Below are 12,382 nucleotides of genomic sequence, written 5' to 3'. Positions count from 1 at the left end.
GCACGTCGGCCATCAGCAGGTCGGCGACCGTGAAGCGGCCGGCCGCCAGCCATTCGCGCCCGCCCAGCACGGCTTCGAGCTGGGTGAGGCGCTGGCCGAGCCAGCCGCCGAGCCTGTTGTCCGCCTCGCCGGAGATCGTCAGGAACCACCAAGGCACGGCGACCATCTCGATCGAGTTCAGCGCCGCGATCGTCCACTGCAGGGTCTCCGCCTCGCCGGCCGGGTCCCTCGGCATCAGGGCCTCGCTCTTCCGCGCCAGGTGCAGCAGCCCCGCCCCGCTCTCGAAGACCTGCACCCCGCCGTCGTCGAGGAACGGGACCTGGCCGAACGGCTGGCGCTCCAGGTGGTTGGTCTCGCGCCCCTCGAACGGCGCCGTGCGGACCTCGTAGTCGAGCCCCGCCTCCTCGCACGCCCACCGCAGCCTCAGGTCCCGCACGAACCCCCGCGGCCCCTCCGGAACCCAGTCGTAGGTCCAGATGATCACCCCGCCCATGGCGCAGGCCCTCCGTGTCCTCGGACCCTGATCCTGTCGCGGCCGTCGCCCCGGGGAAAGGGGGCCGCCTTCCCTCGTGTCATCCCGGAAAGTCGCGGGAGCGGCTTATCCGGGCGCCGCGCCCGCCGAGACACTCGCAGCCGCGCAGCCGCGCCTCGCCAGGAGCCTTCCGTGTTCATGGGTCCCGGTCTTCGCCTCGCGAAACGGGGATGACACCCTAGGGTGAGCCGCCGCCCCCGGCCCTGATCCGGGGCGGAACCCGCCGCGTCAGCCCGGGAACCGCTCGAACGCGGGAAGCGCATGGGCCGTCGCCATCCAGTCCGGACGCTCGGCCGTCTGCACCTGCATCTTCGGCGCGATCGCGTCCGGGTCATCCAGCGCGGCGATCCGCACCTGCATCATGCCCATCTGCTCGAGCGGCGCATTGGTGAAGAACAGGCCCGCGCCGCAGGCCCCGCAGAAGAAGCGACGGCCGCTCGCCGACGACTGATAGGCCGCCGGCTCCCCCTGGATCGCCACCGCCGCCCTGGGGAACATCGCCCAGGCGAGGACCGGCGCGCCGGACTGCCTGCGGCAGTCGCCACAATAGCAGAGCGTGCTGTGGACCGCCTCGTCCGGCGTCTGGAACGCGATGGCCCCGCAGTGACACCGTCCCGTGAGCATGGAGCTACCCCTCTACCGCTGGCGGCCGGCCGTAACAGCTTCCCGCCACCCGTGTCATCCCGGAGAGCCGCGCCAGCGGCTCATCCGGGACCCACCGGCGCCGCGCCGGACGAGGACCCGCCACACCGGCATCCGCGCGCCCCGCGCACCCTCCCCCTTAGGATCACGGCAGCCCGTCTGCCTGTCGGGCCATCCGCGCCGCCGGCCCTAGTGCGACAGAAGGATTGCCGTCCTGGGGTCTTCGAGCATGTACTCTGTGGCTCCGCCGAGGATGAATTCGCGCACACGGGAGCGGCCGTATGCGCCCATGACCAGCAGATCAGAGTGGTGCTCCGTGACATAGTCGGAGAACACCTGCCCGACCTTCCGGCGCGCCGCGTCGACCTCATCGGCGACAGCATGGACGCCGTGAACCTCCAGGTGGCGGATCACCTCGTCTCCGAGACCAGGACGCGCCTCCGCCTTCTCGTTGACCACGGTGAGCACGCGGACCTGCTTGGCCTTCGGCAGCAGCGGAAGCGCGGCGGCGAGCGCCCGAGCTGCGGTTCGGCTGCCGTCCCAGGCGACCACGATCGTGCCGAGCCCGCCGCTCGGCAGGTCGGCCACGCCGGGCCGGAAGAGCAGCACCGGCCGCCCCGAACCGAACACCACCGCTTCGGCGACCGAACGCTGGCCGTCCTGACGGTCCATCATCGGAACGAGGCAGAGGTCCCGCGTCCGGGCGTGCAGGGCCACATGCTCGCCGACCATGTGGAGATCTGTCTTGGTCAACACGCTGCCGCCGCGCACCTGATAGTGGGCGAGCTTCTCATCGACGATCCTCATCGCCTCCCGGCACGAGGCGAGGCTCTTGGCCTCCTGTTCCGCGCATACGCCGGCGAGGTTGATGAGCCGGCTCGCCAGATAGTTGCTGGGGGCCTGCAGATCGACTTGCACGGCGAGGGCCGTCAGGGCTCCCCCTGCCGCCGCGGCGAAGCGCACAGCCTGGTCGATCGCCTCGGGGGGCGTCGCGTCCGGATAGCTGTCGATATGGAGCAGCAGGTCCTTCATCGGCCGGCTCCATTCCGCCCGTTGGAGCCTTCGGTCATCAGGGTGTCGGATCTCGGCCTACGCCGCGCCCGGCCAGGCGCCGCGTCCCGCTCCCGTTGGGGGCTGCGCAGCCGCCAAGTCCTCAAGTGGTTCATGTGCTCCTCCGACATTACGGCGCACCCGAGGCCCGGCGGGCTTGCTTGGGGGGAAGCGATCGATCGAGCCCCAGGTGCGCCTGTGCGGTCCGACATCACGATCGCCATCGATCGTCAGAGGGGCCCGTCCCGCAGAGCTTGAGATCGGAGAGCGCGTTGAGCTTTACAAGGGCCCCTCCCCCCCTGCGGCGCCGGCGCCACACCGATCAACCCTCGATTGCCGTCCCCACACACTCGCTTGACCCGCGAGCGGCGGACCGGCCTATCCTCCGAGCCGGGTCGGCGCCTCGCCAGTCGCAGGCCCGAGGCCGGGGGCGGCGGTCGGCACGGCCGCCGCCCTCACTTTTCCCCGCCCCGGATTTGACTTTCCCGAGCCTCGCCGGGATACCCGGCGCCATGATCCCCCGCTACGCCCGCCCCGAGGCCGCCCGCATCTGGGACCCCCAGACCCGCTTCAAGATCATGTTCGAGATCGAGGCCCACGCCGCCGACAAGATGGCCGAGCTGGGCGTGATCCCGAAGGAGGCCGCCCGGGTCATCTGGGAGAAGGGCCGCGACGCGGTCTGGAACCCCGAGCGCATCGACGAGATCGAGCGCGAGGTGAAGCACGACGTCATCGCCTTCCTGACCCACGTCACCGAGATCGTCGGCCCCGAGGCGCGCTTCCTGCACCAGGGCATGACCTCGTCGGACGTCAACGACACCACGCTCGCCGTCCAGCTCTCCCGGGCCACCGACCTCCTGATCGAGGACGTCGACCTGGTGCTGGCCGCCCTGAAGAAGCGGGCCTTCGAGCACAAGCTGACGCCCACCGTCGGCCGCAGCCACGGCATCCACGCCGAGCCGACCACCTTCGGCCTCAAGCTCGCCGGCCACTACGCCGAGTTCCAGCGCGCCAAGGAGCGCCTGGCCATGGCGAAGTTCGAGATCGCCACCTGCGCGGTCTCCGGCGCGGTCGGCACCTTCGCCAACGTGGCCCCCGAGGTGGAGGAGTACGTCGCCGGGAAGCTCGGCCTGGCCGTGGAGCCGGTCTCCACCCAGGTGATCCCCCGCGACCGCCACGCCGCCTATTTCGCGGCGCTCGCCGTGGTCGCCTCCTCCGTCGAGCGCCTGGCCGTCGAGATCCGCCACCTGCAGCGCACCGAGGTGCTGGAGGCCGAGGAGTTCTTCGACGTCGGCCAGAAGGGCTCCTCGGCCATGCCGCACAAGAGGAACCCGATCCTCACCGAGAACCTGACCGGCCTCGCCCGCCTGGTCCGTTCGGCCGTGGTCCCGGCCATGGAGAACGTGGCGCTCTGGCACGAGCGCGACATCAGCCACTCCTCGGTCGAGCGCGGCATCTGCCCGGACGCCACCGTCCACCTGGACTTCGCGCTCCGCCGCCTGGCCGGCGTCGTCGAGCGGCTGGTGGTCTATCCGGAGAACATGGCGAAGAACCTCGACCGCCTGGGCGGCCTCGTGCACTCCCAGCGCGTCCTGCTGGCGCTGACCCAGAAGGGCATGAGCCGCGAGGCGAGCTACGCGGCGGTCCAGCGCAACGCCATGAAGGTCTGGCGCGGCGAGGGCAATTTCCTCGACTTCCTCGACGCGGACCCGGAGATCACGCTCACCCGCGCGGAGCTCTCCGAGCTGTTCGACCTGGGCTACCATTTCAAGAACGTCGACCGCGTCTTCGCGCGCGTATTCGGCCAGCAACCCTAGCGTTCGGCTGCGCATTCCGGTTAGCTGACGCCGGGGGGGCGTCGTTTGGCAGCGACGGCCGGGGAGCGGGCTTGGACGGAGTGAGTGGACAGGCGGCGCGCCATGATTTCCTGCTCGGCGGCGGCGAGATGGGCGAGCGCCTGCGCGCCCACGACTGGAGCGCCTCCCCGCTAGGCCCGCCGGAGGCCTGGCCGCAGTCCCTGCGCACGGCCGTCTCGATCATGCTGAACTCGGGCCATCCGATGTTCGTCGCCTGGGGCCCCGAGCTCGGCTTCCTCTACAACGACGCCTACAGCCAGATCCTCGGCGACAAGCACCCGGCCGCGCTCGGCCGGCGGTTCGAGGACGTCTGGAGCGACATCTGGTCGGACATCTGGCCGCTGATCGAGACGGCGCTCGCCGGCGAGTCCACCTGGAGCGAGGACCTGCTGCTCAGGATGTTCCGCCACGGGTTCTGGGAGGACACCTGGTGGACCTTCTCCTACAGCCCGGTCCGTGACGAGAGCGGCGCGGTGGGCGGCATGTTCTGCGCCTGCACCGAGACCACCGCCAAGGTGATGGGCGAGCGGCGGCTGAAGTTCCAGCTCGCCATCGCCGAGCGGCTGCGCCCGCTCACCGACCCGCGGGCCATCAAGATGGCCGCCGCGCGCCTGGCCGGCGAGACCCTGGGCCTCGGCCGCGCCGGCTTCGCCGAGGTCGACCCGTCGGAGGCCTGGGCGACCATCGAGGACGACTGGATCGACGGCGGCATGGGCGGCTTCGCCGGCGTCTACCGGCTGGACGACTTCGGCGCGGAGATGGCCGGGGCGTTGCGCGCCGGCCGGGTCTCGCGGATCGACGACGTGCGCACCGACCCCGTGAGCTCGGGCTCGATCGACGCCTACGCCGGCATCGGCGTCGGCGCCATGATCGCCGTCCCGCTGATCAAGCTCGGCCGGCTGGTCGCGATCATGGCCGCCCACATGGCCGGGCCCCGCCAGTGGACGGACGAGGAGCAGTCCATGCTCCAGGAGCTGGTCGAGCGGACCTGGAGCGGCGTCCAGCGGGCCCGCACCGAGACCAACCTGCGCGAGAACGAGGAGCGGCTGCGGCTGGTGCAGGCGGCCGGCGGCATCGGCTCCTTCGACTGGGACATGGTCACCGGCCGCATCCACCGCTCGCCGGAGTACCTGGCCCTGCAGGGCCTGCCCGCCGACGGCGGCGAGGCCGGCCGCTACACCGACGACTGGGCGCAGCGGCTGCATCCGGATGACCGCGACCGCGTGCTGGCGGCCTTCGAGGAGGACCGCGCCCGCACCGGACCGTTCGACCGCGAGTACCGGATCGTGCGGCCGGACACCGGCGAGACCCGCTGGATCCACAACCGCGGCCGGATCGACGCCGACGCCGCCGGCCGGGCGATCCGGCTCCTGTCGGTGCAGACCGACATCACCCAGCGCAAGCGCGACGAGGCCCGCCAGCGGCTGCTGATCAACGAGCTGAACCACCGGGTGAAGAACACGCTCGCCACCATCCAGTCGATCGCCACCCAGACGCTGCGCAGCGCCGCCTCCCTGGAGCGCGCCCGGCAGGACTTCGAGGACCGGCTGATGGCGCTGTCGCGGACCCACGACATCCTCACCCGCCACACCTGGGAGGGCGCCACCGTCGGCGAGATCGTCGCCGCCGCGGCCGAGCCCTACGGGCCGGGGCTATGGGACGCCCGCGGCCCGGACCTGCACCTGCCGCCGCAGACCGCGCTGTCCATCGCCATGGCCCTGCACGAGCTCGGCACCAATGCGGTGAAGTACGGCGCCCTGTCGGTCCCGGAGGGCCGGGTCGAGGTCCGCTGGACCGCCCGCGACGGCGGGCTCGTCCTCACCTGGCGCGAGCGCGGCGGGCCGCCGGTCGCGCCGCCCACCCGGCAGGGCTTCGGCAGCCGGCTGATCCAGCGCGGCCTCGCCCGCGAGCTTGGCGGCGAGGTCCGGCTGGCCTTCGAGCCGGCCGGGGTGACCTGCGAGATCGTCGCCTCGCTTCCGGATGACGGCGCCGCCCGCCGAGGCTAGGCTCGGGGGCATGGCGACGTTCGACGACCTTCGCGCGGTCGCGCTCGGCCTGCCGCAGGCCGAGGAGATCAGCTATCGCGGCGAGCCCTGGTTCAACGTTGGCAAGCGCACCTTCGCCCTGATGTCCGGCCCGCGGGCGATCCTGAAGCTCGATCGCGGCCACCAGGAGCTGCTGTTCGAGATCCGCCCGGAGACCTTCCAGCCCTGCCCGGTGGCCACCGTGAAGTGGAGCTATGTCCGGCTCGAGGACCTCGACGCCGACGAACTGGCGCGGCTGGTCGTGGAAGCCTGGTCGCAGGTCGTCCCGAAGAAGGTCAGCCGCCCCTACCTCGCCAGCTTGACGGCCCCCGCGTAACCCGGGTCTCTCTTCCCGAAAGGGAGGACGTCACGTGGACATGCAAGCGATCCTGGCCGCCCAGAAGGCGGCCCACCTGCGCGACGGCGCGCCGAGCGCCGAACAGCGCATCGACCGCATCGACCGCTGCATCCGGCTCCTGGTGGAGAACCGCCGGGCCATCGAGGACGCGCTGGACGCCGACTTCGGCGCCCGCTCGAAGGACGCCACCGCCTTCACCGACGTCGCCGGCTCCATCGGCCCCCTGAAGCACGCCAAGGAGCACCTGCGCCGCTGGATGAAGCCGGAGAAGCGCAAGACCACGCCGGCCATCCTCGGCCTGTTCGGCGCCAGGGCCGAGGTCCGGTTCCAGCCGAAGGGCGTGGTGGGCGTGATCAGCCCCTGGAACTTCCCGGTGAACCTCACCTTCGCCCCCCTGGCCGGCATCCTGGCGGCCGGCAACCGGGCGATGATCAAGCCGTCGGAATACACCCCGGCCACCTCGGACCTGATGAAGGCCATGTTCGCCAAGGCCTTCTCCGAGGAGGAGATCGCGGTCGTCACCGGCGGGCCGGAGGTCGGCGAGGCCTTCGCCCACCTGCCCTTCGACCACCTGATCTTCACCGGCGCCACGGGCGTCGCCCGCCACGTGATGCGCGCCGCCGCCGAGAACCTCGTTCCCGTCACCCTGGAGCTGGGCGGCAAGAGCCCGGTGATTCTCGGCCGCTCCGCCGACCTCTCCGTGGCCGCCGCCCGGATCATGAACGGCAAGACGCTCAACGCCGGCCAGATCTGCCTGGCCCCCGACTATGTGCTCGCCCCGCACGACAAGGTGGACGGCTTCGTCGAGGCCGCCCGCGCCTCGGTGGCGAAGATGTTCCCCACGATCAAGGACAACCCTGACTACACCGCCATCGTCGCCCAGCGGCACTACGACCGGATCAAGGGCTATGTCGACGACGCCCGGGCCAAGGGCGCCACCGTGGTCGAGCTCAAGCCGGCCGGCGAGGACCTGACCCAGCAGGAGCACCGCAAGATCGCCCCCACCCTGATCCTCGAGCCGACCGACGACATGAAGGTCATGCAGGAGGAGATCTTCGGCCCGGTCCTGCCGGTGAAGACCTACCGCACGGTGGACGAGGCGATCGGCTATGTGAACGGCCGCGACCGGCCGCTCGGCCTCTACTACTTCGGCGCCGACGCGGCGGAGCAGGAGAAGGTCCTGTCCTCCACCACGCCGGGCGGGGTGACGGTCAACGACGTGATCATGCACGTGGCCCAGGAGGAGCTGCCGTTCGGCGGCGTCGGCCCCTCCGGCATGGGCAGCTACCACGGCGTCGACGGCTTCCGCGAGTTCAGCCACCGCAAGGCGGTGTTCAGCCAGATCAAGAAGGACATCGGCCCGCTGCAGGCGCTCCGCCCGCCCTACGGCCCGGGCATCCGCAAGTACCTGGAAGGCGCCATCAAGGCCTGAGGGGCCGCCGGTCCGTCCTCCCCCTGCGGGTGAGGACGGACGTGGCGGCGCTCGGAAGACGAGAGGGAGAGGTCAGGGAGAGGGCGTTGCCTCAGCCCTCGCCGCGGACGCTCTCGCGGGCCTGGGCGAGCAGCTCGGCCATCTTCATGCGGACTTCGCCTTCGGTGGTCTGGACGCCGGCGCCCTTCAGGTCCTCGAAGACCTTGCGCAGCACGTCGTCGTCGCCGGGCTGCTCGAAGTCGGACTTCACCACGGCCTTGGCGTATTCGTCGACCCGGTCCGCCTGCAGGCCCATCAGGCCCGCGGCCCACTGGCCGAGCATGCGGTTGCGGCGCGCGGTCGCCTTGAATTCCTGCTCCTGATCGAGCGCGAACTTCTTCTCGAAACCCCGTTCACGATCGTCGAAGGTGGTCATGTGGTCCCCGGATAGCGACGCAGAAGCGGGCGACCACATATCCCGGCAGGCGCCGGGCCGCAATCGAAAGCGGGGATGCGCGCCCACGTTTGCGCGAGGCCTCGGCATCCGCTAATTTCCAGCCGCCTCAGATTGAGCGAGAGGCCGAGTCGGACCCGCGCGCGCACGGATCAGCCGCGCGCGTTTTTCGTTTCACCGACCGGCAAGTCCTCGCGCGGAGAAGGCTTAGAGATGACCCGCCGTAAGAAGATCTACGAGGGCAAGGCCAAGATCCTCTACGAAGGTCCCGAGCCCGGCACTCTGATCCAGTACTTCAAGGACGACACCACCGCATTCGACGCGACCAAGAAGGCCGTGCTCGAGGGCAAGGGCGTGATCAACAACCGCATCAGTGAGTACATCATGACGCGGCTGAACTCGATCGGCGTCCAGAACCACTTCATCAAGCGGCTGAACCTGCGCGAGCAGCTGATCCGCGAGGTGGAGATCATCCCGCTGGAGGTGGTCTGCCGCAACGTGGCCGCCGGATCGCTGTCCAAGCGCTTCGGCCTGCCCGAGGGCCAGGCCCTGCCCCGCTCGATCATCGAGTTCTACCTGAAGGACGACAAGCTCCACGACCCGATGGTCGCCGAGGAGCACATCACCGCCTTCAACTGGGCCTCGACCCAGGAGATCGACGACATGATGGCGCTCACCCTCAGGGTGAACGACTTCCTCACCGGCATGTTCGGCGCCGTCGGCATCACCCTCGTGGACTTCAAGATCGAGTTCGGCCGCATCTGGGAGAACGACTTCTCCCGCATCATCCTGGCCGACGAGATCAGCCCCGACTCCTGCCGTCTGTGGGACAGCCAGACCAACGAGAAGCTCGACAAGGACCGCTTCCGCCGCGACCTCGGCAACGTCATCGAGAGCTACACCGAGGTTGCGCGCCGGCTCGGGATCATGAAGGAGATGCCCACCGTGATTCAGGGGGGTCTCCACTAGTGCGCGCGAAAGTCCACGTGTTCCTGAAGCCCGGCGTCCTCGACGTGCAGGGCAAGGCGGTTGAACAGGCCCTCCACGGCCTGGGCTGGCCCTCCGTCGAGCACGTCCGCGTCGGCAAGACCATCGAGTTCGACCTCGCCGGCTCCGACCCGGCCGCCGCCGAGGCCGAGGTCAAGGCCATGTGCGAGAAGCTGCTCGCCAACACCGTCATCGAAAGCTACCGCGTGGAGGTGGCGTGAAGGCTTCCGCCTTCGCGCTCTTCCCCCTCCTCAGTCTCATCGCGTGTTCCGAAGCGGACGCGCCGGCCGCCCCGCCGCTGGCGCTCGACTGCGCCCGGACGTTCGGCGAGCTCTCCGCCGCCGTCACCGCCCAGCCGCTGGTGAAGGCCCCCGGCGACCCGGCCGAGCCCTACGACTACTATTCCACCCCCGACGGCCGGGCCTCCTACCTGCTCACCCGCGAGGGCGCGCCCGGCCACCCGGCGATCATGATGCAGCAGGTGAAGGGCGCCGACGTGGTCACCACCGGCTGCCCCTACGGCGACCGCGCCGGCTACGACCAGCTGCACGCCTATCTCGACAGCCTGAAATCCTGGACCCGGAAATGAGCGGCCGCGCCACCGGCCCCCGGCTGGCGAAATCCGCCGACACAGACTATGTGAGCGGCCCATGAAAGCCGCCGTCATCGTCTTCCCGGGGTCCAACTGCGACCGCGACTGCAAGGTCGCCATCGAGCGCTCCACGGGCGCCGAGGTGGCCATGGTCTGGCACGGGGACACCGAGCTGCCGAAGGGCCTCGACCTGATCGTCCTGCCGGGCGGCTTCTCCTACGGCGACTACCTCCGCTGCGGGGCCATGGCGGCGCTCTCGCCGATCATGGGCGAGGTGAAGGCCGCCGCCGGGCGCGGCGTGGCCACCGTCGGCATCTGCAACGGCTTCCAGATCCTCTGCGAGGTGGGTCTCCTCCCCGGCGCCCTCCTGCGCAACGAGGGCCTGAAGTACGTCTGCAAGCCGGTCGAGCTGGAGGTCACCAACGCCCAGACCCGGTTCACCGCCGGCTACCAGGGCCGCCGCGAGGTGACGATGACCGTCGGCAACGGCGAGGGCAATTTCTTCGCTGACGACGAGACTCTGGAGCGGCTGGAGGGCGAGGGCCTGGTGGTCTTCCGCTACCTGCAGAACCCCAACGGCTCGGCCCGCGACATCGCCGGCATCGTCAATCCGCAGGGCAATGTGCTGGGCATGATGCCCCACCCCGACCGCGCCTTCGAGCCGGAGCTGGGCTCGGCGGACGGCGCCATCCTCTTCCAGAGCGCGCTCGCCAGCGCCTGACGCCGCAGCGCCGCGCTCGCGCAAAGGGCCGGTTTCTGCTACGGGCGCGCTCACTTTCGCTACCGCCACGTTCTGTCGAGGCGCTCTGAAGGACCGCCCGATGCCATTCCCCGCCACCCATCCCGCGCTCGCGCGCGCCCTCGAGGCGCAGGGCTACGCCGAGCCGACGCCCGTCCAGGAGGCCGTGCTCGCCGCGCCGGCCGACCGCGACCTGCTGGTCTCCGCCCAGACCGGCTCGGGCAAGACCGTCGCCTTCGGCCTGGCCGCCGCCCACCAGCTGCTCGGCGAGGCCGAGCGGTTCGGCCCGCCCGAGGAGCCCTTCGCGCTGGCCATCGCGCCGACCCGCGAGCTCGCCCTGCAGGTCGCCCGCGAGCTGGAGTGGCTCTACGCCCCGGCCGGCGCGAAGATCGTCACCTGCGTCGGCGGCATGGACGCCCGGCGCGAGCAGCGGGCGCTCGCCGCCGGCTGCCACATCGTGGTGGGCACCCCCGGCCGGCTGCGCGACCACCTCGAGCGCGGCAACCTGATCCTCAAGGACCTGCGCGTCGCGGTCCTCGACGAGGCCGACGAGATGCTCGACATGGGCTTCCGCGAGGACCTCGAGGAGATCCTCGACTCGACCCCCGTCGAGCGCCGCACCCTCCTCTTCTCCGCGACCCTGCCCAAGGACATCGTGGCGCTGGCCCGCCGCTACCAGCGCGAGGCCCACCGCATCGACACGGTGCGCCGCGACGAGCAGCACGGCGACATCGAGTACCGCGCCATCCGCTGCGCGCCGACCGAGATGGAGAACGCGGTCGTCAACCTGCTGCGCTGGTTCGAGGCCCCCGGGGCCCTGATCTTCTGTTCGACGCGGGAGTCGGTCCGCCACCTGCACAGCGCGCTGCGCGAGCGCGGCTTCGCCGCCGTCCAGCTCTCCGGCGAGCTCTCCCAGAAGGAGCGCGCCGACGCCCTGCAGTCGCTGCGCGACGGCCATGCCCGCGCCTGCGTCGCCACCGACGTCGCCGCGCGGGGGCTCGACCTGCCGGACCTGGGCCTCGTCATCCACGCCGAGATCCCGATCAACAAGGCCGCCCTGCTGCATCGCTCGGGCCGCACCGGCCGGGCCGGCAAGAAGGGCGTCTCCGTCCTCCTCGTGCCGCACAACCGTCGCCGCAAGGCCGAGCAGCTCCTGGCCTCGGCCAATATCGAGGCCGAATGGTCCGGCCCGCCGACCGCCGACGAGGTCCGCGCCAGGGACCAGGCCCGCCTCTTGGAGGACCCGCTGCTGACCGAGGGCGCCACCGAGCAGGACCTGGCGCTCGCCAAGCGCCTGCTGGAGGAACGCGGGCCCGAGGCCGTGGCCGCCGCCCTGATCCGCCTGCACCGCGCCCGCCTGCCGGAGCCGGAGGAGATCCTCGACGACGTCCCGCACGCCCCCTCGCCCCGCGACCGCGCCGAGCGGCCGGCCCGCGGCGAGCGCCAGACCTACGAGGTGATGGACGCCAGCTGGTTCCGCATCAGCCTGGGCCGCCGCAACAACGCCGACCCCAAGTGGCTGATCCCGCTGATCTGCCGCCTGGGCCACGTGACCAAGCAGGACATCGGCCAGATCCGCATCTTCGACCGCGAGACCAAGTTCGAGATCACCCGCCAGGCGGAGGGCCGCTTCCGCGAGGCGGTGAAGAACGCCACCGACGACCGCGAACTGCAGATCGAGCCCGCCGGCGATCCCGGCCCGCGCGAGCGCGGCCCCCGTCCCGGCGGTCCGCGCGG

13 protein-coding genes are annotated in these 12,382 nt (G+C 70.9%); 9 read left to right on the top strand and 4 right to left on the bottom strand.

Annotated elements, in window-relative coordinates; translation table 11 throughout:
• The 3 genes from V7Z97_RS17015 to V7Z97_RS17005 form a co-directional block, all read right to left on the bottom strand.
• A partial coding sequence (locus V7Z97_RS17015) for a glutathione S-transferase family protein (protein ID WP_334164628.1) occupies positions 1-493 on the bottom strand: 493 nt, incomplete at its 3' end.
• 267 nt (positions 494-760) lie between these two features.
• Complete coding sequence (locus tag V7Z97_RS17010; RefSeq protein ID WP_334164627.1) at positions 761-1,156, bottom strand: GFA family protein; 396 nt, start codon at positions 1,154-1,156, stop codon at positions 761-763.
• Positions 1,157-1,363: 207 nt separating this feature from the next.
• On the bottom strand, positions 1,364-2,206 hold the full coding sequence (locus tag V7Z97_RS17005) for a universal stress protein (protein ID WP_334164626.1): 843 nt from the start codon (positions 2,204-2,206) through the stop codon (positions 1,364-1,366).
• A gap of 530 nt (positions 2,207-2,736) precedes the next feature.
• Between V7Z97_RS17005 and purB the strand changes: the two genes are divergently transcribed.
• The 4 genes from purB to V7Z97_RS16985 all read left to right on the top strand — a co-directional run bounded on the left by purB (position 2,737) and on the right by V7Z97_RS16985 (position 7,894).
• Positions 2,737-4,041: an adenylosuccinate lyase gene (purB, locus tag V7Z97_RS17000; RefSeq protein WP_334164625.1), complete on the top strand. Its 1,305-nt coding sequence runs from the start codon at positions 2,737-2,739 to the stop codon at positions 4,039-4,041.
• A gap of 80 nt (positions 4,042-4,121) precedes the next feature.
• Complete coding sequence (locus V7Z97_RS16995) at positions 4,122-6,086, top strand: PAS domain-containing sensor histidine kinase (RefSeq protein ID WP_334164630.1); 1,965 nt, start codon at positions 4,122-4,124, stop codon at positions 6,084-6,086.
• 10 nt (positions 6,087-6,096) lie between these two features.
• Positions 6,097-6,441, top strand: coding sequence for an MmcQ/YjbR family DNA-binding protein (locus V7Z97_RS16990; protein ID WP_334164624.1), 345 nt, complete (start codon positions 6,097-6,099; stop codon positions 6,439-6,441).
• Between the two features lie 40 nt (positions 6,442-6,481).
• Complete coding sequence (locus V7Z97_RS16985) at positions 6,482-7,894, top strand: coniferyl aldehyde dehydrogenase (RefSeq protein ID WP_334164629.1); 1,413 nt, start codon at positions 6,482-6,484, stop codon at positions 7,892-7,894.
• A 91-nt stretch (positions 7,895-7,985) separates the two neighbouring features.
• Here the strand turns inward: V7Z97_RS16985 and V7Z97_RS16980 are convergent, their stop codons facing one another.
• Complete coding sequence (locus V7Z97_RS16980) at positions 7,986-8,309, bottom strand: DUF1476 domain-containing protein (protein WP_334164623.1); 324 nt, start codon at positions 8,307-8,309, stop codon at positions 7,986-7,988.
• Positions 8,310-8,540: 231 nt separating this feature from the next.
• Here V7Z97_RS16980 and purC point away from each other — a divergent pair, with 231 nt between their 5' ends.
• The 5 genes from purC to V7Z97_RS16955 form a co-directional block, all read left to right on the top strand.
• Positions 8,541-9,296 carry a phosphoribosylaminoimidazolesuccinocarboxamide synthase gene (gene purC / locus V7Z97_RS16975; RefSeq protein WP_334164622.1) on the top strand — a complete coding sequence of 252 codons (756 nt, stop codon included), beginning with the start codon at positions 8,541-8,543 and terminating at the stop codon, positions 9,294-9,296.
• Complete coding sequence (gene purS / locus V7Z97_RS16970; protein WP_334164621.1) at positions 9,296-9,535, top strand: phosphoribosylformylglycinamidine synthase subunit PurS; 240 nt, start codon at positions 9,296-9,298, stop codon at positions 9,533-9,535. The genes purC and purS overlap by 1 nt, the downstream gene beginning before the upstream one ends.
• Positions 9,532-9,903: a hypothetical protein gene (locus tag V7Z97_RS16965; RefSeq protein ID WP_334164620.1), complete on the top strand. Its 372-nt coding sequence runs from the start codon at positions 9,532-9,534 to the stop codon at positions 9,901-9,903. Before purS ends, V7Z97_RS16965 begins: the two co-directional genes overlap by 4 nt.
• Before the next feature lie 61 nt (positions 9,904-9,964).
• Positions 9,965-10,627 carry a phosphoribosylformylglycinamidine synthase subunit PurQ gene (gene purQ / locus V7Z97_RS16960; protein ID WP_334164619.1) on the top strand — a complete coding sequence of 221 codons (663 nt, stop codon included), beginning with the start codon at positions 9,965-9,967 and terminating at the stop codon, positions 10,625-10,627.
• Positions 10,628-10,727: 100 nt separating this feature from the next.
• A partial coding sequence (locus V7Z97_RS16955; RefSeq protein WP_334164618.1) for a DEAD/DEAH box helicase occupies positions 10,728-12,382 on the top strand: 1,655 nt, incomplete at its 3' end.

This window comes from Phenylobacterium sp. (assembly GCF_036821595.1).
GTDB lineage: Bacteria > Pseudomonadota > Alphaproteobacteria > Caulobacterales > Caulobacteraceae > Phenylobacterium.
Note: the sequence above shows the minus strand (reverse complement) of the source record. Positions and strands in the feature narration are given on the sequence as shown.